Below are 26,374 nucleotides of genomic sequence, written 5' to 3'. Positions count from 1 at the left end.
CTGTCGCTGTTATCGCCGCGGCGCCAAACAAGAAAAAAATCGGCCTCGGGAGGGCTGCACGGGTAACACCCGGGGCGCAACGGGGAGGCTTCGGTGAATCGAAAGGCCATTGGAATGATCTTCAGCATGGGCGTTGCGGTTTCCGCGTTGGACGGTACCGCGAGCGCACAGAATTCGGCGGCGAGCACCGCGCTCGACGCAAGCCTTCGTGGCGCCGTTGAGCGCAAGGACGTGCCGGGCGTGGTCGCGCTGGTCACGGACCGCGAACGCGTGCTTTATCGGAGCGCTTTTGGCGTCGCCGATGTCTTTACCGACCGCCCCCTCACCGCCGACGCGCTGTTTCGCATCGCCTCGATGACCAAGCCGGTGACATCGGTCGCCCTGATGCAGCTCGTCGAGCAGGGCCGCCTCGGCCTCGACGACCCGGCTGAAAAATACCTGCCGGAGCTCGTGGGCCTGAAAGTCTTCGAATCCTTTGACCCTGCGACCGGCGCCTATCAGCTCCGCCCAGCCGCAAAGCTGCCGACGGTGCGGCATTTCCTGACGCACACGTCTGGTCTGGCATATCCTTTCACCAGCACGATCTGGCGCGACTTCAAGCCGAAGGCCGGCGAAAGCTATTCGTTCGGCGGACCGCTGCTGTTCGATCCGGGCGAGCGCTGGCACTACAGCACCTCTACCGATGTCTGCGGCAAGCTGGTGGAGGCGATCTCCGGCCAGAAGCTGGAGGATTATTTCCGCCAGCACATCTTCGCGCCGCTCAAGATGGACGACACCTCCTACAACGTGCCGGAGGCAAAGGGGCCGCGCCTCGTCGCGCAACAGCAGCGCGCCGGCGCCCGCATGGACGGCGCCGTCGAGCTGCAAAGCCCGCAGCTCGGCCTTACCATCGCTTCCCCGATCGGCGGCGGCGGCCTCGCCTCGACCGCCGATGATTACGGGCGCTTCGTGCGCATGCTGCTGAATCGCGGCGAGCTTGACGGCGTGCGGGTGCTCAAGGCCGAAACGGTCGATCTGATGGGCCAGAACCACATCGGCGCGGTCTCGGTCCCGGCGCTGAAATCCGCGTTGCCGCGCAGCGCCGACTTCACCTTCATCGCCAACGGCCGCGACAAATGGGGGCTCGGCTTCCTCATCACGTCAGACCAGGTGCCCGGCAAGCGCTCACCCGGCAGCCTGAGCTGGGGTGGCATCAACAACACCTTCTTCTGGATCGATCCGGCGCGCGGCATCGCCGGCGTGATCATGATGCAGTATCTGCCGTTCGCCGACGCCAAGGCGCTGGCCGTCTACGACGCCTTCGAACGCGGCACCTATCAGCTCGTCAGTGCCGAGCGGTAAGTGGCCTAACAGGGGCGTAGGGCGGATTAGCCGAAGGCGTAATCCGCCGCTGCATCTCGCATCTAGATGGCGGATTACACTTCGCTAATCCGCCCTACGCACTGCGCCTACCCTTTCTTCGGCGACCAGCCGTACGCCTTCATGCAGGCGCCGCCCATCAGCATGGCCCGTTCGCTCTCGCTAAGGCGGCTGGTTTTGAGGAACGGCTCGACCGCCTGCTCATAGTTGACGACGGCAAACGCCCGCGTCCAGTCGGTGCCCCACAGGCAGCGCTCGAAACCCCAGGCATCGAAGATGCGCGCCAGTGGATCCCAGATATCATTGAACGGATACGGCTCGCGCGACAGCGTGCAGGCGCCGCTGATCTTGATCACGGCGTTCGGCCGCTTGGCGAGATCCAGCACCTTCGGAAGCGTGATCCAGGGTTCTGCTGGCGCCGGCGGCACGCGCGGCTGCAGGATGCCCATATGGTCGATGATAAACCGCGTGTCGGGATAACGGTCGATAAGCGCAGCGGCCGCGTCCAGATTGTCCCAGCAGTGCACGTTCACCGGGAAATCATGGCGCACCGCCGCGCGCACGATCCGCTCGATACCGGGATCATCCGGCGCGCGGTTCGCATCCTTTGTCAGCCAGACGCGGACTCCCACCGTGCCCGGCGTCTTCTTCCACTCCGCGACAACGTCGGCCGCGGCGGGATCGTCAGGATCGATCGGCTTGACGATGGCTAGCCGGCCGGGATGGGCCCGCGCCACTTCCACGGCATAGCTGGCGTCGTAGCGGTACAGCGAAAACGCCGAGATGAAGATCGCCCCGTCGACGCCGACCTTGTCCATCGCCGCCACCATCTCATCGCCGGTGACGTGATCGGGCCAGTTCGGCACACTGTGCCAGGGCCGCTTCGGACTGTTCGCCTCGTAGGCATGGACCTGGGAATCGACAACGATCATCGGCGCCTCCACTTTTTGTTATCGGACGAGTTTGGACAATGCGGCCCACTCGTGTCCAGAGGACAAGAACGCGGCGCTGCAATGCGTCCGGCGGCGCGAGACCAGCGCTCTCACCGGCCGTATCCAGGAAATTGTCGCCGGAACGCGCGATCAATGAAGCTCGGCGAGCAAAGCCTCGGCCATTCGTAGATCGCGTGTATTGGATCCTTCGGTAAACCAATCGTAGACAGGCGCGAGACGGTCACGTGCCATTTTCCGTTTGCCCTGGTGGCTGAGGAGCCGTGCCGAGCTGGTGGCCGCACGCAATTCCCATGATTTTGCATACTGCGCGCGCGCAATGGTCAGGGAATGCTCGAAATGCTCTTGCGCCTTCGCCTCGTCCCGCCGCGGCCACTTGAGCGCGATTTCGCCGGCCACGCGATGAACCTCGGCCTCGCACCATCTTTCCTTGGTTGCCTGCATCGCTGTCATGGCGTTGCCGATGCAGCGCCAGGCATGATCGAACTGGCCTGCATCCGCGTGCGCTATGGCCAGCATGAACTCCTGCTCCGGCGTAAATATCGTCGACCCGGCCGACCGCCACAGATCAATACCCGCCGTGACGGTCTCGACGGCTTTCGCGGCCCCGGTAAGCGTCAGGATATAGCCCCGCCGCAACACGCCCTCCGCTTTTCGGAACGGGGCACCCTTCTCCTCGGCCAGCGCGACAAGCTCGTTGAGATGCTCGTTTGCCGCGTGGTAATTGCCGCAATAGGTATTCACAAGAATCGGGAAATTCAGCGTGAACATCAAGGTGGCGGCATGCTCGATCTGGCGCGCTTCCATCAGCGCGCAGTCTGCATCATCAAGCGCGGCCTGGGGATAGCCGAGCAGCCAGGAGTCCAACGATCGAAAGGCCAGGCACGTCACCCGGAGATCCTGGCCAAATCGCGTCATCAATCGCCGGTGCTCGGCGGGGCGATAGAGAGCGAGGGCTTCATCATAGTGCGCCTTCGCCTCAACGAGGTCGCCCCTCAGCGCGAGCGTGCTCGCCATGGTGCGGTGCCCGATCAAGAGCGGGACCGCCTCTCCCTCCTTTTTGCCAAGCTCCAGAAACCGCGCCGCGAGCTCCCGCGCAACGTCGCCGTTGAAGTTGATGAAATTGACGATCCACTGGCCGAAAAGGGCCGAGAGGAGCAGGGAGGGGTCGTCGGGCCGCTCGCCAAGCTGTTCGGCCTGCTCGATAAACGCCCTCACCTGCGCCACAGCGGTCTTGGTTTCGGGAGCGCCATATCCCTTGACATGCATGAGCGTATTCAGCAGCGCGACTTGCAGTATGATCTGCTCGCGCCGCAGGTCGGGCGTGCTGCGCAAAGTTGCCATTTGCGCCAGCGCCTGACCAAGCTGTTCTGCTGCTTCGACCAGCGCCGAGCGCTCCTGCGATCGAAGTCCCGCCCTGCCCCACAGCCGCGCCGACTTCTCGATCAGGTCGGCCTTTGTGCAGTGACGCGCGAGCAGCTCGGGCTGGCTCTCGGCGATTTCCGGGAACTGGCTTTCGAGGATTTCGGCGATCCGCGCGTGCAGCGCGCGCCTCTGCTCCCGCAGCAGCGTGCTGTAGGCCACGTCCTGCACCAGCGCATGCTTGAACAGGTAGCGTGCATGCGGCGGCGTGCCGTGTCGAAACAACAAGCCCGCGGCGATGAGCTTGTCGAGGTCGGCGTCCAGCTCTTCCTTTTGCTTTCGTACGAGCGCGGCGAGCAGCATGTGGGAAAATGACCGGCCGATGGCCGCGCCGGCCTGCGCCACGTTCTTCGCCAGCCCCAGCCGGTCGAGCCTCGACATCAGCGAGGCTTGAAGGCTGGCCGGAACCGCCACAACAGGCGTCGGCGCTCCCGCGTAGACCCGCTGCGCATCCCCCTCGTCCTCCGCGTCCAGCACCGCCTTGGTCATCTCCTCGGCGAACAGCGGAATGCCGTCGGTGCGCTCGATGATGTCCTGGCGGATGCCCGTCGGTAGCGATCGGTCGCCGACAACTCCCTCGATCAGGAAGTCGATGTCGCCCGGCGCCAGCCGATTGAGGGTCAGCTCCGTCACGTGCGGCCGTCCGATCAAGGGCGGACTGAACTCCGGCCGGAAGGTAACCAGTAGCAAGAGCCGGTGGCTCACGGCCAGATCCACCACCTGGACGAACAATTCGAGACTGGTCGGATCGGCCCAATGCGCATCCTCGAAGATCACCAGCAAAGGATTGATGCGTGCCAGCGCCTCGATCTGCGCGGCAAGTGCTTTCAACGTTTTCTGGCGACGGAGCTGCGGCTCAACTTCAACCGGGGGGTAACGTCCATCATTGGGCAGCGAAAGCATTTCGGCAAACAGCGCCGCATCCTCCGAAGACGTCGAGCTTTGCGCCAGCAGGGCGTCAAGCTTGTCCATTTTCACTTGCTGGCTGTCATCGTGGGAAAAGTGAGCGGCGCGCTGCATCTCGCCGATCACCGGATAGAGTGTGCTGTCGGTATGCTGCGGCGAACAGAAGCAACGCAGGCGTATATGTGGTTCGCGAGCCAGCTGTTCCAGCAGTGCCACGGTGAGTCGCGATTTGCCGATTCCTGCTTCACCTGACAGCAGCACCACCTGACCTTCGCCGCTCCTGGCTTGCTTCCATCGGCTTAGAATCAGCTCCATTTCGTCATCACGACCGATCAGCGGCAGCAAATCGCTACTTTGGAGAGCGTGCGACCGGGTGGTCACGGCTGTCCTGCCCGCGACTTGCCAGGCAGCGATTGGTCTTGCGAATCCCTTGACGTCGACTTTGCCGAGATCGAGATACGCGAATTGCGGCCCTGCGACCGTCTTTGTGTTCTCCGAGATGACGACGCTGCCCGGCTCTGCGAGTGATTGCAATCGGGCGGCAAGGTTCGGGGTGTCGCCGAGGATACCGTGCTCCTCCGAAATAGCGCCATCGGACATGTCGCCGACCAGGGCGACACCGGTTGCAATGCCGACGCGGGCACTCAGTTTCTCTTTCGCGGGCAAGGCGGCAATCGCCTGCACCAAAGCAAGGCTCGCTTGAACAGCGCGCTCTGCGTCGTCTTCCTGCGCATGAGGATAGCCGAAATATACCACCGCGCCGTCCCCGTGATGCCGCGCGACGAAGCCGCCGAAACGGCCGATGGTTTCAACAATGCAGCGCCGGTAGCCTGCGATGATGGCGCCGAAATCTTCGGGATCGAGCCTCGCGGACAGCTCGGTCGATCCGACGAGGTCACAGAACAGCACCGTAAGCTGCCGCCGTTCGATCGGTCGCGAATCCCGCGGTTTCTGCACGGGAGACTCCACCTGCAATGGGGTCCCGCAGTCGACGCACAGCTTCCTGACGGCTGGATTTACCGCACGGCAGGCCGGGCAGCGCCGCACCACCGCCGCTCCGCATTGCCAACAGAATTTGCTTTGCTCCGGGATTTCGGCCGCGCAACTCGTGCAGTGCATCCGGACCTCAGGGGATCAATAGCGGCGACACAATGCACCGGAACCCGAGGGAACCCGTATGATCTCGGTCACAACCCCAAGTGTTCCATCTCAGGGTTTCGTTGATGGTTTCTAAAGTGATCGCGAACGCTTTTTAACTACGCGGAACGCTCGGCTATCATGGCTCTGATGCACGCAGCGAATTCGGCTACGCCCCCGACATTGCAATCCGACCTGCGGCCCTCGGCGTCTCGCTGTGCGCCGCTAATCTTTGAACAGGCGTAGCTGGAGACCCGCGGCATTGGGCTGCCTTGCCGCCCAAGCCATGTTGTACTCGCCGTCGATCATCACCCAGTAGGTGCGGGTCGGCGCATCGTCGTCCCCCTCAAGCGAGTTGAAGGTGCATGTCGCCCTTTCCCGAATGATGGCACCGACAAAGCTCTGCGCCTGGTAGTCGATCAGCGCGACATACTGCACTGGTGGCACTCGCGCGATCTGGATCATCGCTTTTCTGCTCGATTCGGACACGGCCCGCATCGGATCGGCAAAAAACTCCTCGAACGTGAGTATCCTCCTGGACTCCTCCACACCAATCCGTTGATAGGTAGATGAAGCCGCCAGCCGCTGCTTGATCGCGTTCTCGCAGGTCTGCACAAATTGAGATTTGAATGGCGGATAGCCAAGAACGTAAACATAGCGAACAGCAACGGCGCCAAGGACGAGGAATGCTGCGATGGCGAGCTTGGCCTTCATCGATGACTCTCGCTGGTCTTTGGCGACGTGATTGCGCGTTTGGCCGGTACTTTGCATCACGCTGATCAAGGAAGCCAACATCGGAGCCAACGCATTTGCTTTGCAATCGTTACGAAGCGCTAACGATGCTGGGCCGCATGTTTGGGACGGCTGGCTATCATCGTGCGCGTCATGCGGAAATCAGGCCAGGGCTTTCAGGTTGTGCGGCGCGCTACAAACAGCTTTACTGGGCCGTTCCCACTCAATGCGAGGGGCCAGTTCATGGAGCAGCGCTTCACATTCGACCAGATCGCGCGCGTGTACCGCGTCGCGCGCCCCGACTATCCTCAGGCTCTCGTCGAGGATGTTCTCTCCTACGCCGACCTGAAGCCGGACGACCGAATTCTCGAAGTCGGCTGCGGCACAGGCCAGGCAACCAAGAGCTTCGCCAAGCGCGGTTTCCGGATTCTCGCGACCGACCCTGGTCCGGAAATGCTGCGCGGCGCGCAGGAGACGTTGGCAAGCTTCGGCAACGTAGAATTCCTGGAGACCACTTTCGAGGCCTTCCCTGCGGGCCAGGAAGCGTTCCGACTGATCATCGCCGCCCAATCCTGGCACTGGGTATCTCCGGAGGTGCGGTTTGCGAAAGCCGCCAAGGCGCTCTCGCCCGACGGTGCGCTTGCGGTGTTCGGGCACGTGCCGGTGGGATTTCCCGCCCCGCTGCTTCAGGCCTTCAAGGAAATCTACCTGCGCCACATCGGCAAATGGGGCCTCCCGCCGGAGGCCTGGTACCTGCCTGGCGGCCCATTCAAGCGATGGTTCGACGAGCCAGGGCTGTTCGGGCCGGTGCAGCATAAAAGCTATCCCTGGATCTGGCAGCACACGACATCGAGCTACATAGATCTGCTGCACACGCGATCGGATCATCGGATGATGAAAGCCGAAAAACGTGAAGCGATGCTTGGCGAAATTGCCAGGACGATCGACGATCACGGCGGCACGCTCGATGTGAACTACGAGACGCATCTCTATATGGCCCGCCGCTTAAGCCACGATTGAGACTTCTCGCATCTGACTTCCAAACCAGATATCCGTCGATATGTCTTCGTAGGATAGGTAGAGCGCAGCGAAACCCATCGCCGGTGTCAACGGAGGGATGGGTATGGCTTCACTCCACCATCCCACGTGCTGGGCGACTCAGTTATGTCGAGGCTGCCGTGATCGAATCGATGAGCCGCGGCGTACAGGGCACCCCGCCTTCGCGGAAGACGACAGCAACGACAATTCGCTCCTGCAAGTGATTGGCGATTGCGTGTTAGACCTCGGCTTTAATGTTGCGCGACGCCCTGCTAAACCGCCCGCCATGACCAGCATCCCTACCCTTAAAACCAATGTCGCGGCGATCTCGATCTTTGCCAGCGCCGGCATGGCGGCGACCAAATTCGTGGTCGGCATCGCGATCGGCTCGCTCGCGCTGATCTCGGAAGCCCTGCACTCTTCCGTCGACGTGATCGCGACCGTCATCACCTGGCTGGTGGTTCGGGTGTCCGACCAGCCAGCCGACGAGGAGCACCATTACGGCCACGGCAAGTTCGAGAGCCTGTCGGCGCTCTTTGTCATCGCCCTGCTCTATGTGCTGGCCGGCGGCATTCTGGTGGAATCCTACAGCCGGCTGCGCGAAGGCGCGCCGCCGCCGACGATCTCGGCTGTTCCCTTCGTGGTGCTGGTGATCGATATCGCCGTCAATTTCTGGCGCGCGCGAGCGCTGCACCGTACGGCGCGCGAGACCCGGAGCCAGGCCCTGGCGGCGGACGCACTGCATTTCGCCTCCGACGTGCTCGGCTCGATCGCGGTCATTATCGGCCTCGTGCTGACCGGCCTCGGCTTTGCCTGGGGCGATTCGGTCGCGGCCATCGCGGTCGCCGTGATGATAGCGATTCTCGGCCTGCGGCTCGGCCGCTCCACCATCGAGACCCTGCTCGACCGCGCGCCGGAGGGCGCCTCGGCGAAAGCGACGCTGGCGATCCGCTCGGTATCCGGCGTGGTCGGCGTCGAGCGCGTGCGGGTGCGCATGGTCGGGCCGACGCATTTCATCGACGCGATCGCCAAGGTGCCGCGCACTTACCCGATCGATCGCGTCGAGGCGATCAAGAGAGCCGCGCAGGCGGCGGTTTCCGAAGCGCTCGGCGACGCCGACCTTACCTTCACCGCGGTGCCGGTCGCACGCGACAATGAGAGCGTGCGCGAGCGCATCATGGTGATTGCACGCAATTCCGGCCTCGCGGTCCATCATGTCACCGTGCACGATCTCGGTGACAAGCTGACCGTCAGCATCGACCTCGAGGTCGACGGCGACATGGAGCTGAAGGCTGCGCACGATATCGCCCATGGGCTGGAGCGCAGCATCCGTGAGGATTTCGGCGAGGATGTCGAGGTCGACACCCATATCGAGCCGCTCGAGCCGGAGCTGCCGCACGGCACCGACGCTCCGCCCGAGCGCGTCGAGGTCATCAGGAAGGCGCTGTCGCAATTTGCCGGCAGCGGCGCGATCCATGACATCCATAACGTACGGGTGCGCGACACCGAGGCCGGCGAAATCGTTAACTTCCATTGCCGCGCCGCACCGTCGATGAGCGTGATCAAGGTGCACGAGAACGTCGACGAGATCGAGCGCTCGTTGCGCCGCGCCTTTCCCTCGATCAAGCGCGTGATCAGCCACGCGGAACCGCCGCGTGCGTAGTTTTGCGGACGCGTTCTCGTTTCGGACTCGTCTCGACGATGCCTTAATTTGTGTTGGACAACATTTATTTCGATTAACGATTTGTTGACTCTCGACAGCCCCAAAAAAGTGGATTCAAATCGCTGTGATTCGGAAGTTGTGTGGGTGCTTCCGGACAATGTGCAAATGGGCTTTCGGCGGGGGTCTAAGGCATGGCGCGAGCGCACGCGGAGAACGCGTACGTTCAATCCGACTCGATTAAAGGATTGGCGCAATCGATCGCGAAACCTGCCTATCACCGGCTGCTCATTGCCGAGCCGGCGCTTCGTCGCGCCGTTCCCACGCTCATCATCGCCTTCCTGATCACGATCTGCCTCGGTGCCTTCGTGCAGGTGATCGACCAGAGCCGGCAGAAGCGCGCCGCGATGAAGCGCGACCTCTCTGCACTCACTGACCTGCTCGCCGAACGCCTCGATCGCTTTGCCTCGGTGCGGCAGGACCGCGCCGCCAACATCGAGCGGCTGCAGAGTCTGCTGCCCGATCTCATTCCGTCCTGGGGCTTAGCTGCCGGCCGCCACGTCATCATCACCGGATCCGATCATCGGATTCTGGCGCGCGTCCCCGTCGAAAGCGGCCTCGGCGGCAACGACCGCGTCCTCGACATCATCAGCACGGCCCAACTGATCGCGGCTCCAGGCCAGCAGGGCGTCGTTGCCGATATGACGCTGCCGAACGGCAACGGCGCCATGGCGATCTCGCGGCTGGTCAAGGCGCTGCCCGGCCAGGTCATCGTGATCCAGGAAAAGAACGAGCCGCTGTGGGGCTCGGACGCCGCGCTCTCCGTAACGCTGTCGGCCACCACCGGCTTCGTCGTGCTGATCCTCGGCTTCGCCTTCCACTGGCAGTCGACCCGCGCCCGCGAGGGCGACCTCATCAACGACGCGGTGCGCGGCCGGATCGACACCGCGCTCAACCGCGGCCGCTGTGGCCTGTGGGATTGGGACCTCTCCCGCGGCCGGATCTTCTGGTCGGCCTCGATGTTCACGATGCTCGGCCTCGACTCCCGCAACGATCTCCTGACCTTCGGCGAAGTCAACGCGCTGGTGAAATCCGACGACATCGACCTGTTCGCGATTGCCGACCAAATGATCGCCGGAGAGATCGACCACATCGACCAGAGCTTTCGCATGCAGCACACCGACGGCCATTGGATCTGGCTCAGGGTACGCTGCGAACTCAGCCACACCCAGGCCGACGGCGGCCTGCACCTGATCGGCATCGCGGTCGACATCACCGAGCAGAAGAGCCTCGCCGAGAAGACCGTGGAGGCCGATCTTCGGCTCCGCGACGCGATCGAGACCATCCCGGAGGCCTTCGTGCTGTGGGACGCAGAAGATCGCCTGGTGCTCTGCAACTCGCACTTCCAGCGCCTGCACAAGCTGCCCGACACGGCCGTGACCCCCGGCACCTCCTATGAGACCGTGATCGAGGTCGGCAGCATGCCGGAGGTGCGCACCCGCCTGCACGAGACCGGCGCGCCGGTGCCGGGTGCCCGTACCTTCGAAGCACAGCTCGACGACGGCAGCTGGCTGCACATCTCCGAGCGCCGCACCAAGGACGGCGGCTACGTCTCGGTCGGCACCGACATCACCCGCATCAAGGAGCATGAGCAGAAACTGATCGAGAACGACGCCCGCCTCCGCGCCAACGTCATCGATCTCAAGCGTTCACAAGCCGAACTCGCCGACCTCGCGGAAAAATATTCGCAGGAGAAGAACCGCGCCGAGGAAGCCAACCAGGCCAAGTCGAAGTTCCTCGCCAATATGAGCCACGAGCTGCGCACGCCCTTGAACGCCATTATCGGCTTCTCCGAGATCATGGGCAGCGGCATGTTCGGCGTGCTCGGCTCCGACAAGTATCAGGAGTACTGCCACGACATCCTGACGTCGGGCAAATACCTGCTCGAGGTCATCAACGACATCCTCGACATGTCGAAGATCGAGGCCGGCCGCATGAAGCTCGACAAGGAGCAGCTCGACCTCTCCAAGCTGCTCGCGGAGTCGCTGCGCGTGGTCTCGGGACGCGCGGAGGACAAGAACCTGACGCTCGACGCCGACATCGAAAGCACCATCTCGGTCGTCGCCGACCGCCGCGCCGTGAAGCAGATCTTCGTCAACCTGCTGTCCAATGCCGTGAAGTTCACGCCTGACGACGGCCGGGTAACCGTGCGCAGCCACGTGCTGCCGGATTCGATCGTGCTGATGATCGCCGATAGCGGCATCGGCATCGCGCCCGACTCGCTGCGGCGGCTCGGCAAACCGTTCGAGCAGGTCGAGAGCCAGCTTACAAAGACCTACCAGGGCTCCGGCCTCGGCCTTGCCATCGCGCGCTCGCTGACCAACCTGCATGGCGGGACGATGCGGCTGCGTTCCAAGCTCGGCGCCGGCACCGTGGTGCGCATCGTGCTGCCGCGCGAGGTGCAACGGCCGCAGGCGAAGGCCAGGATCGAGAACGCCGCGGCCTGATTATTCCAGCCCTTATTCCAGCGTCGGCGCGACTTCGCGGGCGACCTGCACCAGCGCGGCAATCAGCGGCGTCATCGGATCGCGCTGTGGCACCACCAGGCCGATGCTGTAATCAACGACGGGATCGACAATCGGAATCGAGCGGACGGAGTCCGACAGACCAAGCGTCTCCGCAAGCTTGGCCGGCATGACACTCGCCCAGCGTCCGGTCTTCACATGGGTGTAAAGTACCAGCAGCGAGTTCGAGGTCAGCGTCGGCGTCGCCTCGGCCCCGACGGACGCCAGCGCGCGATCGATGATGCGGCGGTTCTGCATGTCCGGCGTGAGCAGGCACAGCGGCACCTGCCCGACCTCCTTCCAGGTGACCTTGTCGCGGTCGCCGAACATGGCGTCGGGCGCGGTCAACAGGCGATAGCTCTCGTTGTAGAGCGGGATGGTGCGCACCTTGCCGATCGGTTCGTTCTCGATATAGGTCAGCCCGGCATCGACCTCGAGATTTTCGAGGAGCCCCAGCACGTCGGCCGAGGTGCAGGACTGGATGCGGAAGCGCACGTCCGGATAGCGCGCGCGATACGGCGTCGTGAGCTGTGCCACCATGCCGAGCACGGTCGGGATCGCCGCGATCCTGATTTCGCCGGACAGCTTGTCCTTGAGGCTGTTGATCTCCTGCCGCATCGCGCGGGCATCGCCGACGATGCGCCGCGCCCAGTCGAGCGTGCGCTCGCCCTCCGGCGTAAACCCCTGGAAGCGGGAGCCGCGCTGCACCAGCATGACGCCGAGAATTTCCTCGAGCTGTTTGAGGCTGGTCGACATCGTCGGCTGGGTGACGCCGCAGGCTTCCGCCGCCCGTCCGAAATGCCGCTCCTTCGCGAGCGCCAGCAGGAGTTCAAGCTTGTCGATCAAAGGGATGGCCCCGGAAGTTTGATGCTACAGGAGGAGCAGAAATAGCACGGCCCCAGGATAGCCAAAACTTCAAAAACAGCGTTCCAGAGCGTCGGATTTCCGCGGTAATTCGGGGCCCGTATCACCCGATATCGTAACCTTATCAACCACGCAGGTCGCTGCGCGCCTCAGCAGACGGGCCCTCGCTACGTTGTCTCCGCCAGCGCCAAACCTTGGCGCGGCCGCTCCAAACTGGAGTCTCCAGCGGGGCCGAGGCCTGATGCGGACATATTCCTTCCGTTCACGGCAAAAATCTCCAGCGCGCGATCGTAGCCTTTGATGGGCCGCTCCCCGATCGACGAGAGCGCAAAGCCATTCCCGACCCGCTCACGGACCGCGCTATCAAGCAATACCTGCCCGTCACCGGCCAGGCTGCAGAGGCGCGACGCCAGATTGACGACACTTCCAATGGCCGTGTAGTCGAGGCGTCCCTGATAGCCCAGCGTTCCGACGGTCGCTGCTCCCGTTGCGACGCCGACGCCAAAGCCGATCGCAGAACCGCCTGCGGACCAAGTGCCGGCAAGGGATTGCACCGCGGCCTGCATGTCGATGGCGAGCCGAACGCCCCGATCGGCCGGGCTCTCGCAAGTGACGGGTGCATTGACGAGGACCATGACCCCGTCACCGGCAAAGCGGATCAGGGTCGCTTCGTGCCGGGCTGTCACGGCGCCGATGGCCTCATAATACTGCCGCAGCACGGCCATAACGGCATCCGGCTCGGCACGCGCGGAAAATGCCGTGAAGCCCCTGAGATCACCGAAGATGGCGACCACCTCCCGCCGCTGCCCATCCAGCAGCCGCGGATCGGAATGCTCGACCAGTTCGGCCACCTGCGGCGCAAGGAATTGCTTCAGCCGATTGATGCGCTCGGACTTCTGCTGCGACGTCCCGAGCTCCTCCGCCATCTGGTTGAACCGCGCCGCTAGTTGCTCCAGCTCGTCGCGGCTCTGAATCGTGATGCGATGGTCGAACTGTCCCATGCCGATCCGCTCCACGCCCTTCTCGAGCTGCCGGATCGGTCCCCACATGCGGCACGCGCGCCAATAGGCGAGCACCAGCGAGAAAACGATACCGATGAAGATGAGGATCACGGAGCGCCACAACGCGGCCCGGATCGACTCATACGCCTCCAGAACCGGCTGTTCGGCAATTACCGTCCAACCCACATTGGGGGCACGCACCGCCAAGGCAACAACCGACTTGCCGTCCTCGCCGGTGGTGGAGACCGCCGATCCATTGGCTTCGCTGACGGAAGACTTCAGCCGGCTGAGGTCGCCTGCCCCTGCTCCGCTGCGCAGAACCAGGCTGATGTCGGGATGGGCAATCAGGCGCCCCGCGTCATCGAGCACAAGGGCATGACCGGTGTCGCCGATCTTTATTGCCGCGATGATGTCCCAGATCAGTTTCAGGTTGATATCGGCCACCACGACGCCGGCGGCAGCGCGGTTGCCCGCGACCGCGATCTGCATATAAGGCTCGGAATCGCGACGATAGTGAACCGGTCCATACCATACCCGGTTGGCACGTGCGCCGGCCACCGGAGGGTCGGCCGACATATCGGAGCCGCGGCCGGCTCGGTTCATGCTGACGCGTGAGACGAAGACGCGTTCGATGCCACTCGGATCGATCATCGAGAGCGAAACGACCGCCGGCACCTGCTGCAGCAAGCGTAATCCATCGATCCGGCGCCGATCGTCCTCACCTTCCGTCCAGGGAAACTGCACGACCCAACCGAGCTGATCGCGAATTCCATCGGTGAACGCCTGGATACGGTCGGCGGCCGAACGCGCCTCGACCTGAAGGATCTCGTTGAGATAGAGCCGATTGTCCCGAAAGGCGAACCACGCTTCGGTGATCGCGCCAAGCACGAGGGGCACCACCACCGCGACAAACAGTGTGATGAAATATTTGAAGAATAGGGAGCGGCGCGGACGGGTCACCTGAGGAAGGTCCTACAACACAAGCCGCACACCAATATCGGACGTGCCCGTCTCATTCGATCACCCGATTGGCGCGAAACAGGATGGAGGATTTGTCGAGGTCAATGCCAAGCCGCTGGGCGGTTCTTAGATTCACCACCAGTTCAAATCTGGTGGGCTGGAACACCGGGAGATCCGCAGGCTTTTCGCCGCGCAGGATCCGGTCGGCGTAAGTCGCGAGCCAGAAATACGTCGCGCGCTGGTTGGCGCCATAGCTCAACAATCCGCCGGCGTCGCAATATTCGCTCCAGCCGAACATCGAAGGCAGCCGATGCGCCATCGCGAAGTCAGCGATCTTGGCCCGGTGCACCATCGTGAGAACGTCCGGGAAGACCAGCAGCGCGTCCGCATGCACCTGCCCTACTTTCTCGAGTGGGCTGTCGAACTCGCTTGCGCCGGAGAAAGGAACGTAAATCGGCTCGACCCCGAGCTTTTGCGCAGCCTCCCTGGTCGCGCGCCATTCCGACTGCTCGCCCGGATGATTGGCGTTCGAAAACACCGCAAGCTTGCGCAGGTTCGGAAGCACCTCCTTCAACAGCTCCACCCGTTTCCCTGCCAGATCCAGCGACAGAAAGGTCGAGCCGGTGAAATTGCCGCCCGGCTCACCCAGGCTCTTGACGAGACCCAGTTCCACCGGGTCGCCGCTCAGGGCAAACAGGACAGGCACTTCCGCGACCGCCGTCATCGCCCGTGTCGCCGGGCCGCTCGATACCGCCAGGTCGACCTTGCCGCGCCTGAGTTCGGAAGCCACTTCGCGCAACGCCTGCGGATTACCGATCGCATAATGCAGTTCAAGGACGACGTTCCTGCCCTCGACATAGCCCTTCGCGCGCAATCCCTCCCGAAACCCATCCAGGAACGGATCGGGCTGGGCCTGCGTGGAAAGCCAGTAGATGCGATAGACCCGCGCCTGGTTCTGCGCCAGCGCGGCGGCCGGACAGGCGAGCGCAGCCCCCATCAATGCAATGAAATCGCGTCGTTTCATGCCGCCAGCATGGCGCAGCCCGGCTTTCGGCGCTTAGAGCCAATATTCAGATAATCTGCAGATAATCTTGATTTTAGCGCTCACGGTGCGGGTTCGGAAGCATCCGGCCGGGCGTCGGTCACACTGAAATCACGACGCCGGGACGCGCGCGGATCGGCGACGGCGTGCTATCATCCTCCCCGATACCTACCCTAACTCGCGACGTCGTACGCCGATATGGGGGTTCAGATGATCACAATTCCGGAACTGGTAGCGCAAGCCCTCGGATCGTTTCTCACCTTGGAAACCAAGAGCCGATTCGGCGCCTCTCAAGCCCGCTTGGCCGAGTTCTTGCCCTATGCCGCCCGCCTCACGCTGGAATGCATCGGCAACAGCGATGCGCTTTATCACAACGTCGAGCATACCCTGCTCGTCACCTTGGCCGGCCACGACATCCTGATGGGACGGGCGGTGCTGCGGCCAACGACGCCCGACGACTACGCCAATTTCATCCTGGCGTGCCTGACCCACGACATCGGATATGTCAGAGGAACGGTTCAGGGAGATGACGGCGAGTCCTATGTCGCAGATCTCAGCGGCCGAACCATTCGCCTGCCGAGAGGCTCGTCCGATGCGTCGCTGGCGCCCTACCATGTGGACCGCTCAAAGCTGTTCGTCTTCGAACGCCTCGACACTGAAGAGGTCGACGCCAGCCGGATTGCCAGGGCGATCGAATATACCCGCTTTCCCTACCCGGAAACCTCAGGCGACGATCTGGTCGATGAGGAAGGATTGCTGCTGCGTGCGGCCGACCTCATCGGGCAGCTCGGCGACCCCAACTACCTGAAAAAATCGAACGCGCTGTTCTATGAATTCCTCGAGATCGGCCTGACCAAGCAACTCGGCTACGAGACGCCGGCCGATGTCGTTTACAAGTATCCGCAGTTCTACTGGAACAACGTGGCGCCGCAGATCCAGACAGCCATACGCTATCTCAACGTCACCTCAAGGGGGCGTCAGTGGATTGCAAATCTTTACAGCAACGTGTTCCGGGCCGAGCGAGAAATGAACCTGTCCGGCCCGCAGCCGTGATCATGGGGCCGCGCTTCGCCCGGCTTTCGGTATGCCGGCCACGCGCAGCCCTTCGACGAAGCGGTCGATGAAGCCGGCATCGTTGCAAAAGAAGAATTCCTGCCGTGCCGTTGCGGCGCTGTAGTTCGGCTTGCGCTGCGCAAGCTCGGCAGCCGCCGCTTTCGCCTGTGTAGCGTCACCGAGCAGGCCAAGCGAAGAGGCAAGCGTCGCAAAGGCCTGATAGGTGACGTTAGGTTGCCTGGTTGCCCGCCGGGCGAACTCGACCGCGATATCGTACTCTCCGAGCGAAAAGTGCGCCCAGGAGCGGACATGGTGGAACGCTGAAAGATGGCTATCGCGCGGGCTCAGCATGGTCGCGCGGTCGAGCAGCGTTTCCGCCTCGATCTCCCGCCCATACCACAGCATGTTGAAGCCTTGCGCGAAATAAGCCTGCGCAAAACTCGGATTGAGCTCCAGCGAGACGTCGAGCGCCGCCAGCGCCTCGTCGTTCTGGTGGGTCAGGCACAAAGCGCGCCCCAGGGCGCAGTGGCAAAAACAATCGAGCTCATCGAGCGCAACCGAATGACGCGCCTGGCGCAGCGCCGTCTCCAGTCGCGCCGCGCGGTCCTTCGGCTCGTCGATGAAGGCACGCTGCAGGTTGACGTAGCTGAGCGCGCCATGGCCGCGGGCAAAGTTCGGATCGGCCTCGATCGCGCGCTGGAAATATTCCTCGGCCAGGTCGAACCCCGGCGTGGTGAAGCGCCACAGGTTCCACAGACCACGCTGATAGCAATCCCAGGCGTCCAGACTCTCCGGCGCCTTGCGGGCGGCGAGCTGCTGCTCGACTTTCGATAGCTCCGGCTCGATCGTGGCGGCGATCTGGCGGGCCATCTCCTCCTGGATATCGAAGATATCCTCGAGCTGCAGATCGTATTTGTCGGCCCAGAGCTGCTTGCCGTCGGCCGCGCGGACGAGCTCGGCTGTGATCCGCACCGCATCCCGGCTTTTGCGAACGCTGCCGACCATGACATAGCGGACGCCAAGCAGCTCACCGACTTCGCGGGCATCGACGGCCCGTCCCTGGAACGCGACGGTCGAGTGACGCGAGATCACCGAAAGCCACCGGTTACGCGCCAGCAGGCGAATGATGTCCTCGGTCAGCCCGTAGCTGAAATAGTCGTTTTCCGGATCGTCAGACATATTCCCGAACGGCAGCACCGCGATCGACGGCCGCGCATTGGCCTCGGCCTTCACCGATTCCGAGACGATGTCATCGAGGCGAGAGACTTCAGGCGAAACCGAAACCCGGGCGGGCGGATTGGCCGGCGAAGTGTCGGGCACAAGTGGGGCTGCTCCCACCACGGCTTCCGGCGCGCTGACGGCCTGAACATCGCCAATGAAACGGAAACCGCGCTTGTGGAGCGTCCGAATGAAAAGCTGGTCGGTTCCGTTGTCGCCGAGAGCGCGGCGGGCACCGTTGATGCGGCTGGAAAGCGCCGCCTCCGAAATGATCCGGCCGTTCCAAACGGTGTCGATCAGTTCATCTTTGCTGACGATGCGGTCGTGGTTACGCACGAGGTGCACGATGAGGTCGAACACCTGCGGCTCGATATGCACGAGTTCGCCAACCCGACGCAGCTCTTGCTGGCTGAGATCTAGCTCAAACTCGGCGAATCGGTACTGCATTACCACCCCTACTGATGCTAATGCGATCCGGGCCCTCGCAACCACCAGAGAAATCAATGGAACAAATTGAGCAAAAACAACCGCTTCAGGAAGGAAAAACCAAGGTGTTCTGAAGAACTCCGCCAAGCTTATAGGAAGATCTCAATTTACAGACGGGTCAACGCTCATTCAACCGGAGACGGCGCATGACCCGCCTGCTTGATCTCACCAATTTCAATGCCTCGCCAGAAGGCTTGATGCCGCAAGGCCACACGGCCAGCGCCGCTTGTCTGCGCCTCATTCTTTCCATGACGCAAGCCTGGCCGCCGCAACGGGGGGTCTGTTGATGATCACAACCGACCCATCAGCGGCAGCGCCAGCGTTGCGAAGAAACACCCTTCACGTGGTGGTGCGTGTGCGCCGATTTTTCAAGCATTGGGCTGCCGTGACCACCGCCTACCACGAGCGGCAGATTGCGCTGTGCGCATTGCACCGTCTCGAGGGGCTGGATGAGGCACGCATCTATCGCAGCCCGATCGACAATGCCGTCGAGAAAGCAACGAAGATCTACAGGCGGCGCCAGCTCAGACATTCCTGACCAAGACCATTGCCAACAACATCACTTCAAACAAGGAGATTGAAAATGTCGATTGCCATGCAGACCGGGCCGAACAGTCCCGCGACCACAGTTTCTCTCGCGGCGAGATTGCTGACGCTTTGCTACGGCGGTCTCGCCTATCTGATCTTCCTCGGCACGTTCCTCTACGCCATCGGCTTTGTCTCGCAATACGTCGTGCCGAAGAACATCAACACGGGTCCGGCGCCGTCGTTGATGACAGCGCTGCTCACGAACCTGGTGCTGATGTCTATCTTCGCCATCCAGCACAGCGGCATGGCGCGCCGAGGCTTCAAGCAACTCTTCGCGCGCTTCGCTTCACCGGCGATCGAGCGCTCGACCTACGTGTTGCTAGCCAGCCTTTCGCTGATCCTCTTGTTCTGGCAGTGGGAGCCGATGCCTTCTGTGGCCTGGCACATCGACAATCCGATTCTCGCCGGCATCGCGACCGCGGGCGGCGCCGTCGGCTGGCTGATCGTGCTCTACAGCACGTTCCTCATCAGCCATTTCGAGCTGTTCGGACTGACGCAAGTGGTCTCGCATTTCGCCGGCCGCATGGTCGAACCCATGAAGTTCAAGACGCCGGGCCTCTATCGCATGATCCGGCACCCGATCTATCTCGGCTTCATCATCGCGTTCTGGTGCGCGCCGACGATGACGCTCGGCCAGCTGCTGTTCGCCACGGTGACGACAGCCTATATCTTTGTCGGCATCTATCTCGAGGAGCGCGACCTCGTGGCGATGTTCGGCAGTGAATACAGGCGCTATCGCGAAAAAGTGGCGATGCTCGTGCCGGGTATCTTCTGAAATTGACTTCGAAATGTGCAAACGCGCCCGTCAGGACAGACCTGGCGGGCGCGTTCCGCTGCCGAATGTGACGGCAGTCGGGCGTTAACCTCGATCCCGGTTGCTATCAGCCCATAGGCATTGCCTATGTCCTTGTCTTGATTGCGTTTTGAAATCGCAACATGAGACAGCTTTATTGATAATCGCTGCGATTCCCCTACTCATCGGAGGACACAACCTCTGATGAGAGTGCGGAAATGACATCGGCCTACGAACCCTGGAACGAAGCGCGCGGCGCCGAGATCATCGCCGAGCACGACAAGCTTGAAGGTGCAACGCTGGTGATCCTGCACGCGATGCAGGAGGCGTTCGGTTACGTGCCGGAAGCAGCCGTTCCGATGATCGCATCCGCACTCAGCCTGTCGCGCGCCGAAGTGCATGGCGTGTTCACCTTCTATCACGACTTCCGCCGCAAGCGCGCCGGTCGCCATGTGCTGAAGCTGTGCCGCGCCGAAGCCTGCCAGGCGGCAGGCGGCGATGCGCTCGCCGCGCGCGCCGAAGCTAGGCTCGGCATCGCGCTCGGAGACACCACTGCGGATGACCGTGTGACGCTGGAGCCGATCTATTGTCTCGGCCTGTGCGCTACCGCGCCCTCGGCGATGCTCGATGGCCGCCTCGTCGGCCGGCTGGATGAATCGCGCCTCGATGCGCTGGTCGCGGAGGCGCAGCGATGACGATGCGCATTTTCGTATCCCGCGACGCCGGCGCCATTGCCGTCGGCGCTGATGAAGTCGCCATCGCGCTGGAGCAGGCCGCGATCAAATCGGGCATTCCCGTCGAGATCGTCAGGACGGGATCGCGCGGGCTTTATTGGCTCGAGCCGATGGTCGAAGTCGCGACATCGCAAGGCCGCGTCGCATTCGGACCGGTGACAGCCGCGGATGCGTCGTCGATTTTTGATTCAATGGCCACCGGCGCGCCGCATCCGCTGCGGCTTGGCGTCACCGACGAAATTCCCTGGCTGAAGCGGCAGACCCGCCTCACCTTCGCGCGCTGTGGCGTGATCGACCCCCGCTCCATCAGCGATTACCGCAGCCACGACGGCTACAAGGGGCTGGAGCGCGCAGTGACGCTGACCTCGGACGAGATCATCGCCGACGTCACCGCATCGGGCCTGCGCGGCCGCGGCGGCGCCGGCTTCCCGACCGGCATCAAGTGGAAGACGGTGGCCCAGGCCAGCGCCGACCGCAAATACATTGTCTGCAACGCCGACGAAGGCGACAGCGGCACGTTTGCCGACCGCATGATCATGGAAGGTGATCCCTTCGTCGTGATCGAAGGCATGATGATCGCCGGCATCGCCGTCGGTGCCACCAAGGGCTATATCTACATCCGCTCGGAATATCCCCATGCGGTGGCGGCGATGAACGCCGCGATCGCGGCCGCCCGGCGCACCGGCTATCTCGGCGAGCGCATCGTCGGCTCCGGCCATACCTTCGATCTCGAAGTCCGCGTCGGCGCCGGCGCCTATGTCTGCGGCGAAGAGACCTCGCTGCTCGAAAGCCTGGAAGGTCGCCGTGGCATCGTCCGCGCCAAGCCGCCGCTGCCGGCGCACAAGGGCCTGTTCGGCCGTCCGACCGTGATCAATAACGTGCTGTCGTTCGCCGCGATCCCCTTCATCCTTGCCGGCGGGGCCAAAGCCTATGCCGATTTCGGCATGGGCCGCTCGCGCGGCACCATGCCGATCCAGCTTGCCGGCAACATCAAGCATGGTGGGCTATTCGAAACCGCGTTCGGCGTCACGCTCGGCGAACTCGTCGACGACATCGGTGGCGGCACGTTGAGCGGCCGTCCCGTGCGCGCCGTGCAGGTCGGCGGCCCGCTCGGCGCCTATTTTCCCCGCGCGCTGTTCGACACGCCGTTCGACTATGAGGCCTTCGCGGCGCGCGACGGACTGATCGGCCATGGCGGCATCGTCGTGTTCGACGATAGCGTCGACATGGCCAAGCAGGCCCGATTTGCCATGGAGTTCTGCGCGGTGGAATCCTGCGGCAAGTGCACGCCGTGCCGGATCGGCTCGACCCGCGGCGTCGAGACCATCAACAAGATCATCAATGGCGAGCGTGTCTCTGAAAACCTCGCCGTGGTCGAAGACCTCTGCAACACCATGAAATTCGGCTCGCTCTGCGCGCTCGGTGGCTTCACGCCCTACCCCGTGCTGAGCGCCTTGAAACATTTCCGGGAAGATTTTGGCCCGGCACCGGCCACCCTGCAGGCCGCGGAATAGGAGACTGACAATGTCCTTGATCGAGGAAATCGACTTCGGCACGCCCCGTTCGAAATCCGAGACGATGGTGACGCTCACCATCGACGGGCGAAGCGTCACGGTGCCCGATGGCACCTCGATCATGCGCGCGGCGATGGAAGCCGGCACGCAGATCCCAAAGCTTTGCGCCACCGACATGGTGGACGCCTTCGGCTCCTGCCGTCTCTGCCTGATCGAGATCGAAGGCCGGGCCGGCACGCCGGCTTCCTGCACCACGCCGGTCATGAACGGCCTCGTCGTCCATACCCAGACCGAGCGGCTGAAGAAGCTGCGCAAGGGCGTGATGGAACTCTACATCTCCGATCATCCGCTGGACTGCCTGACCTGCGCCGCCAACGGCGATTGCGAACTGCAGGACATGGCAGGCGCGGTCGGCCTGCGCGACGTGCGCTATGGCTATGAGGGCGAAAACCATGTGTTCGCCAAGTCGCATGGCTGCGACAATGACAACTGGATGCCGAAGGACGAATCCAACCCATACTTCACCTACGACCCCTCGAAATGCATCGTCTGCTCGCGCTGCGTCCGCGCCTGCGAGGAAGTGCAAGGCACCTTCGCACTGACGATTTCGGGGCGCGGCTTCGACAGCCGCGTCTCGCCCGGCATGAGTGAAAGCTTCCTCGGCTCTGAATGCGTGTCCTGCGGCGCCTGCGTGCAGGCCTGCCCGACCGCGACGCTCACGGAGAAATCCGTCATCGAGATCGGCCAGCCCGAGCATTCGGTGGTCACGACTTGTGCTTATTGCGGCGTCGGCTGCGCCTTCAAGGCGGAAATGCGCGGCGAGGAAGTCGTGCGCATGGTGCCGTGGAAGGACGGCAAGGCCAACCGCGGCCATTCCTGTGTCAAGGGCCGCTTCGCCTGGGGCTACACCACCCACAAGGAGCGCATCCTCAAGCCGATGATCCGCGAAGATATCGCCGATCCCTGGCGCGAAGTGTCGTGGGATGAGGCGTTCAATTTCGCCGCGGCCAAGTTCAAGGGCATCCAGCAGCAGTACGGCCGCGACGCCGTCGGCGGCATCACCTCCTCCCGCTGCACCAATGAAGAAACCTATCTGGTGCAGAAGCTTATCCGCGGCGGCTTCGGTAACAACAATGTCGATACCTGCGCGCGCGTCTGCCACTCGCCGACCGGCTACGGCCTGTCGCAGACTTTTGGAACCTCGGCCGGCACGCAGGACTTCGACTCGGTCGAACATACCGATGTCGTCATGGTGATCGGCGCCAATCCGGCCTCCGCCCATCCCGTGTTCGCCTCGCGGCTGAAGAAGCGGCTGCGGCAAGGTGCAAAGTTGATCGTGGTCGATCCGCGGCGCACCGAGATGGTGGAAGGGCCGCACATGAAGGCGCTGCACCTACCCTTGATGCCCGGCACCAACGTTGCCGTGCTGACGGCGCTGGCGCATGTCATCGTCACCGAGGGCTTGGTGGATGAGGCCTTCGTGCGCGAGCGGTGCGACTGGAGCGAGTTCGAGGATTGGGCCACCTTTGTGGCGCTGCCGAAGAACAGCCCGGAAGCAACCGCGATCATGACCGGTGTCGATCCCAAGGTGCTACGCGAGGCCGCCCGCCAGTTCGCGACCGGCGGTAACGGCGCGATCTATTACGGTCTCGGCGTCACCGAGCACAGCCAAGGCTCGACCACGGTGATCGCGATCGCCAACCTTGCGATGGCGACCGGCAATATCGGCCGCCCCGGCGTCGGCGTGAACCCGCTGCGCGGCCAGAACAACGTGCAGGGCTCCTGCGACATGGGCTCGTTCCCGCATGAGCTTCCCGGCTACCGGCACATCTCGGGCGATGCAGTGCGCGACCAGTTCGAGGCAATGTGGAACGTCAAGCTCAATCCCGAGCCGGGCCTGCGCATTCCCAACATGTTCGACGCCGCGATCGAAGGCACCTTCATGGGCCTCTACGTTCAGGGCGAGGACATCCTGCAGTCGGACCCGAACACCAAGCATGTGGTGGCGGCGCTGTCGTCGATGGAATGCGTCATCGTGCATGACCTCTTCCTCAACGAGACTGCGAACTATGCGCATGTGTTCCTGCCGGGATCGACCTTCCTGGAGAAGGACGGCACCTTCACCAATGCCGAGCGCCGCATCCAGCGTGTCCGCAAGGTGATGACGCCGCGCAACGGCCTTGCCGATTGGGAAGTCACCATCGGCCTTGCCAAGGCGATGGGCTTTGAAATGCACTACAATCATCCGTCCGAGATCATGGACGAGATCGCAATGCTGACGCCGACCTTTGCCGGCGTCTCCTATGCCAGGCTCGACGAGCTCGGCTCGGTGCAGTGGCCCTGCAACGAGAAGGCGCCGGAGGGCACGCCGGTGATGCATATCGGCGGTTTCGTTCGCGGCAAGGGCAAGTTCATCATCACCGAGTATGTCGCCACCGACGAGCGCACCGGTCCGAGATTCCCGCTGCTGCTGACCACGGGGCGCATCCTCAGCCAGTACAATGTCGGCGCGCAGACCCGCCGCACCGACAATGTTGTCTGGCACAGCGAGGACCGGCTGGAAATCCACCCGCATGACGCCGAGCAGCGCGGCGTGCGCGACGGCGACTGGGTCCGGCTGGCGAGCCGCGCCGGCGAGACCACGCTGCGCGCTGAAATCACCGACCGCGTCGCGCCGGGCGTGGTCTACACCACGTTCCACCACCCGGACACCCAGGCCAACGTCATCACGACGGACTTTTCGGACTGGGCCACCAACTGCCCGGAATACAAGGTCACGGCGGTGCAGATTTCGCCGTCCAATGGTCCGAGCGATTGGCAGAAGGCCTATGACGAGCAGGCCCGCCATTCGCGGCGCATCGCGCCTGCGGAAGCCGCGGAGTGATCATGCACGGTCCGGTCTATAGCGCCGACCGGCGAATCTGGCGCGACGGCCAGCCTGGCGAGGGCGCGCGCCTGATCCCAGAGGAAACGGCGATCGCCCTCACCTACAATGGCGGCACCTATGCCGTCATGATGGGCACGCCGCAGGATCTGCAGGACTTTGCCGTTGGCTTCAGCCTCAGCGAAGGCATCGTGCAGTCGCCGGACGAGATCGAGACGCTCGATATCGTGGAACTCAACGACGGCATCGAGCTCAGGATGTGGCTAAAGCCCTCCCGTGCGGAGTTCGTCAACGAACGGCGGCGGCATATTGCAGGGCCCACCGGCTGCGGCATTTGCGGCGTCGAATCGATTGCGGAAGCCGTCCGTCCTGCCGCGATCGTGCCGAAGGGGCGCACCTTTGCGCCCGCCGAAATCATGGCGGCGATGGCTGGCATCACAGTGCTGCAACAGATCAACATCCAGACCCGCGCGGTGCATGCCGCGGCGTTCTGGACGCCGGCGCAGGGCATCGTGGCGCTGCGCGAGGATGTCGGCCGTCACAATGCGCTCGACAAGCTCGCGGGCGCGCTGGCGCATGTCGCAATTCCCGCCAGCGAGGGCATGGTGCTGCTGACCAGCCGCGTCTCGGTCGAAATGGTGCAGAAGACCGCCGCCATTGGCGCGCCGCTGATGGTAGCGGTATCGGCGCCGACAGCGCTCGCCGTCCGTACGGCGGACGCCGCCGGCATCACGCTCGCGGCGATCGCCCGGTCCGACGGCTTTGAAATCTTCACCCATCCGGAGCGGATTGCGCTCACCCGAAATACCGGCGTTGCGGAGGCTACTCATGTCGCCTGATCGGCTGATCTACATGGCCAATCAAATTGGAACGTTCTTTCAGAGCCAGGGCCACGACAAGGCCGTCCCCGGGATCGCCGAGCACATCAGGAAATTCTGGGACCCGCGGATGCGCAACGCGATCTTTGCCCATCTGGACAATGGCGGCACCGGGCTCGATCCATTTGTCCGCGACGCGCTTGAAACGCTGAAGAAGGTTTAAGCCGCGACCCCATAGCTCCCTGGCAGATCGCGCGCTGCGGTGCACCCGGATGCAGACCCCGAAAGACTTCGGCTTTCCGGGTATAGCGGACATGGCCGGGAAATCCAAAGCGGAAGCCTGCTTACGGGATGGTCGAATTCCCCATGGGTGCCTCCAACTCGACTGCCTTCGCGATTAGCTCAGTCAGGGTCCAGTTGCGAGTGAGCCATATCGTCAGCGCCGCACCGGACAAATGCCACATCCGTATTTTCTGATCTCCCAAGTGGTTCAGATTGTAGGATCTAGCGATACTCCACGCGAGCCGACCGCTGGATGTCGGGCGTGCTCCTTGAAGCACAAACGTGTAGGGCGAAAGTATCTCGAGATGAACCGGTGGCGCTATCTTTAGCTTCTTAAACAGGCGGTCCGATTGCTCAGCTGTAGCGGTA

Annotated in this window: 20 protein-coding genes; 13 read left to right on the top strand and 7 right to left on the bottom strand. The window is 63.0% G+C overall.

All coding sequences use genetic code 11. The features are described 5' to 3' along the window. Positions 1–93: 93 nt before the first annotated feature. The gene (locus QA643_RS13245; protein ID WP_283033605.1) at positions 94–1,341 is read left to right on the top strand and encodes a serine hydrolase domain-containing protein; all 1,248 of its coding nucleotides are present in this window, start codon (positions 94–96) and stop codon (positions 1,339–1,341) included. A 107-nt stretch (positions 1,342–1,448) separates the two neighbouring features. Here the strand turns inward: QA643_RS13245 and QA643_RS13240 are convergent, their stop codons facing one another. From QA643_RS13240 to QA643_RS13230, 3 genes are all read right to left on the bottom strand, one after another. Beyond that, complete coding sequence (locus QA643_RS13240) at positions 1,449–2,291, bottom strand: amidohydrolase family protein (RefSeq protein WP_283033604.1); 843 nt, start codon at positions 2,289–2,291, stop codon at positions 1,449–1,451. 150 nt (positions 2,292–2,441) lie between these two features. Further along, positions 2,442–5,594, bottom strand: a complete 3,153-nt coding sequence (locus tag QA643_RS13235) for an adenylate/guanylate cyclase domain-containing protein (protein WP_283033603.1) — start codon at positions 5,592–5,594, stop codon at positions 2,442–2,444. A 405-nt stretch (positions 5,595–5,999) separates the two neighbouring features. Then, positions 6,000–6,488, bottom strand: a complete 489-nt coding sequence (locus tag QA643_RS13230; RefSeq protein WP_283033602.1) for a hypothetical protein — start codon at positions 6,486–6,488, stop codon at positions 6,000–6,002. 261 nt (positions 6,489–6,749) lie between these two features. Here QA643_RS13230 and QA643_RS13225 point away from each other — a divergent pair, with 261 nt between their 5' ends. From QA643_RS13225 to QA643_RS13215, 3 genes are all read left to right on the top strand, one after another. Continuing rightward, the gene (locus tag QA643_RS13225) at positions 6,750–7,526 is read left to right on the top strand and encodes a class I SAM-dependent methyltransferase (RefSeq protein ID WP_283033601.1); all 777 of its coding nucleotides are present in this window, start codon (positions 6,750–6,752) and stop codon (positions 7,524–7,526) included. 304 nt (positions 7,527–7,830) lie between these two features. After that, the gene (locus tag QA643_RS13220) at positions 7,831–9,207 is read left to right on the top strand and encodes a cation-efflux pump (protein ID WP_283033600.1); all 1,377 of its coding nucleotides are present in this window, start codon (positions 7,831–7,833) and stop codon (positions 9,205–9,207) included. Positions 9,208–9,398: 191 nt separating this feature from the next. Continuing rightward, on the top strand, positions 9,399–11,711 hold the full coding sequence (locus QA643_RS13215; RefSeq protein ID WP_283033599.1) for an ATP-binding protein: 2,313 nt from the start codon (positions 9,399–9,401) through the stop codon (positions 11,709–11,711). A gap of 12 nt (positions 11,712–11,723) precedes the next feature. On the opposite strand, the gene QA643_RS13210 is transcribed toward QA643_RS13215, so the two are convergent. The 3 genes from QA643_RS13210 to QA643_RS13200 all read right to left on the bottom strand — a co-directional run bounded on the left by QA643_RS13210 (position 11,724) and on the right by QA643_RS13200 (position 15,617). Continuing rightward, positions 11,724–12,614, bottom strand: coding sequence for a LysR family transcriptional regulator (locus QA643_RS13210; protein ID WP_283033598.1), 891 nt, complete (start codon positions 12,612–12,614; stop codon positions 11,724–11,726). A 185-nt stretch (positions 12,615–12,799) separates the two neighbouring features. Then, complete coding sequence (locus tag QA643_RS13205; protein ID WP_283033597.1) at positions 12,800–14,593, bottom strand: adenylate/guanylate cyclase domain-containing protein; 1,794 nt, start codon at positions 14,591–14,593, stop codon at positions 12,800–12,802. Positions 14,594–14,645: 52 nt separating this feature from the next. Next, positions 14,646–15,617, bottom strand: a complete 972-nt coding sequence (locus QA643_RS13200) for an ABC transporter substrate-binding protein (RefSeq protein ID WP_283033596.1) — start codon at positions 15,615–15,617, stop codon at positions 14,646–14,648. Between the two features lie 228 nt (positions 15,618–15,845). Here QA643_RS13200 and QA643_RS13195 point away from each other — a divergent pair, with 228 nt between their 5' ends. Further along, on the top strand, positions 15,846–16,688 hold the full coding sequence (locus QA643_RS13195) for a metal-dependent phosphohydrolase (RefSeq protein ID WP_283033595.1): 843 nt from the start codon (positions 15,846–15,848) through the stop codon (positions 16,686–16,688). Here QA643_RS13195 and QA643_RS13190 read toward each other — a convergent pair whose 3' ends face one another. Next, on the bottom strand, positions 16,689–18,479 hold the full coding sequence (locus QA643_RS13190) for a winged helix-turn-helix domain-containing protein (RefSeq protein WP_283033594.1): 1,791 nt from the start codon (positions 18,477–18,479) through the stop codon (positions 16,689–16,691). It lies immediately after the preceding gene. Between the two features lie 59 nt (positions 18,480–18,538). Between QA643_RS13190 and QA643_RS13185 the strand changes: the two genes are divergently transcribed. The 8 genes from QA643_RS13185 (at position 18,539) to QA643_RS13150 (ending at position 25,946) form a co-directional block, all read left to right on the top strand. Then, positions 18,539–18,679: a hypothetical protein gene (locus tag QA643_RS13185; protein WP_283033593.1), complete on the top strand. Its 141-nt coding sequence runs from the start codon at positions 18,539–18,541 to the stop codon at positions 18,677–18,679. Continuing rightward, positions 18,679–18,930 (top strand): hypothetical protein, encoded by a 252-nt coding sequence (locus QA643_RS13180; protein WP_283033592.1) that lies wholly within the window; start codon positions 18,679–18,681, stop codon positions 18,928–18,930. Before QA643_RS13185 ends, QA643_RS13180 begins: the two co-directional genes overlap by 1 nt. Positions 18,931–18,975: 45 nt before the next feature. Beyond that, positions 18,976–19,755 (top strand): methanethiol S-methyltransferase, encoded by a 780-nt coding sequence (mddA, locus tag QA643_RS13175; protein ID WP_283033591.1) that lies wholly within the window; start codon positions 18,976–18,978, stop codon positions 19,753–19,755. A gap of 236 nt (positions 19,756–19,991) precedes the next feature. After that, positions 19,992–20,468 carry a formate dehydrogenase subunit gamma gene (locus QA643_RS13170; RefSeq protein WP_283033590.1) on the top strand — a complete coding sequence of 159 codons (477 nt, stop codon included), beginning with the start codon at positions 19,992–19,994 and terminating at the stop codon, positions 20,466–20,468. Beyond that, positions 20,465–22,021: an NADH-quinone oxidoreductase subunit NuoF gene (locus QA643_RS13165; RefSeq protein WP_283033589.1), complete on the top strand. Its 1,557-nt coding sequence runs from the start codon at positions 20,465–20,467 to the stop codon at positions 22,019–22,021. Before QA643_RS13170 ends, QA643_RS13165 begins: the two co-directional genes overlap by 4 nt. Positions 22,022–22,031: 10 nt before the next feature. Next, positions 22,032–24,905, top strand: a complete 2,874-nt coding sequence (gene fdhF, locus QA643_RS13160; RefSeq protein ID WP_283033588.1) for a formate dehydrogenase subunit alpha — start codon at positions 22,032–22,034, stop codon at positions 24,903–24,905. Between the two features lie 2 nt (positions 24,906–24,907). Then, on the top strand, positions 24,908–25,744 hold the full coding sequence (fdhD, locus tag QA643_RS13155) for a formate dehydrogenase accessory sulfurtransferase FdhD (protein ID WP_283033587.1): 837 nt from the start codon (positions 24,908–24,910) through the stop codon (positions 25,742–25,744). Further along, entirely contained in the window at positions 25,734–25,946 is a 213-nt protein-coding gene (locus QA643_RS13150; RefSeq protein WP_283033586.1) for a formate dehydrogenase subunit delta, read from the top strand. Before fdhD ends, QA643_RS13150 begins: the two co-directional genes overlap by 11 nt. Positions 25,947–26,374: the final 428 nt, after the last annotated feature.

The sequence above is a fragment of the Bradyrhizobium sp. CB3481 genome, assembly GCF_029714305.1.
GTDB lineage: Bacteria > Pseudomonadota > Alphaproteobacteria > Rhizobiales > Xanthobacteraceae > Bradyrhizobium.
This window is presented reverse-complemented; position numbering and strand designations above follow the sequence as displayed.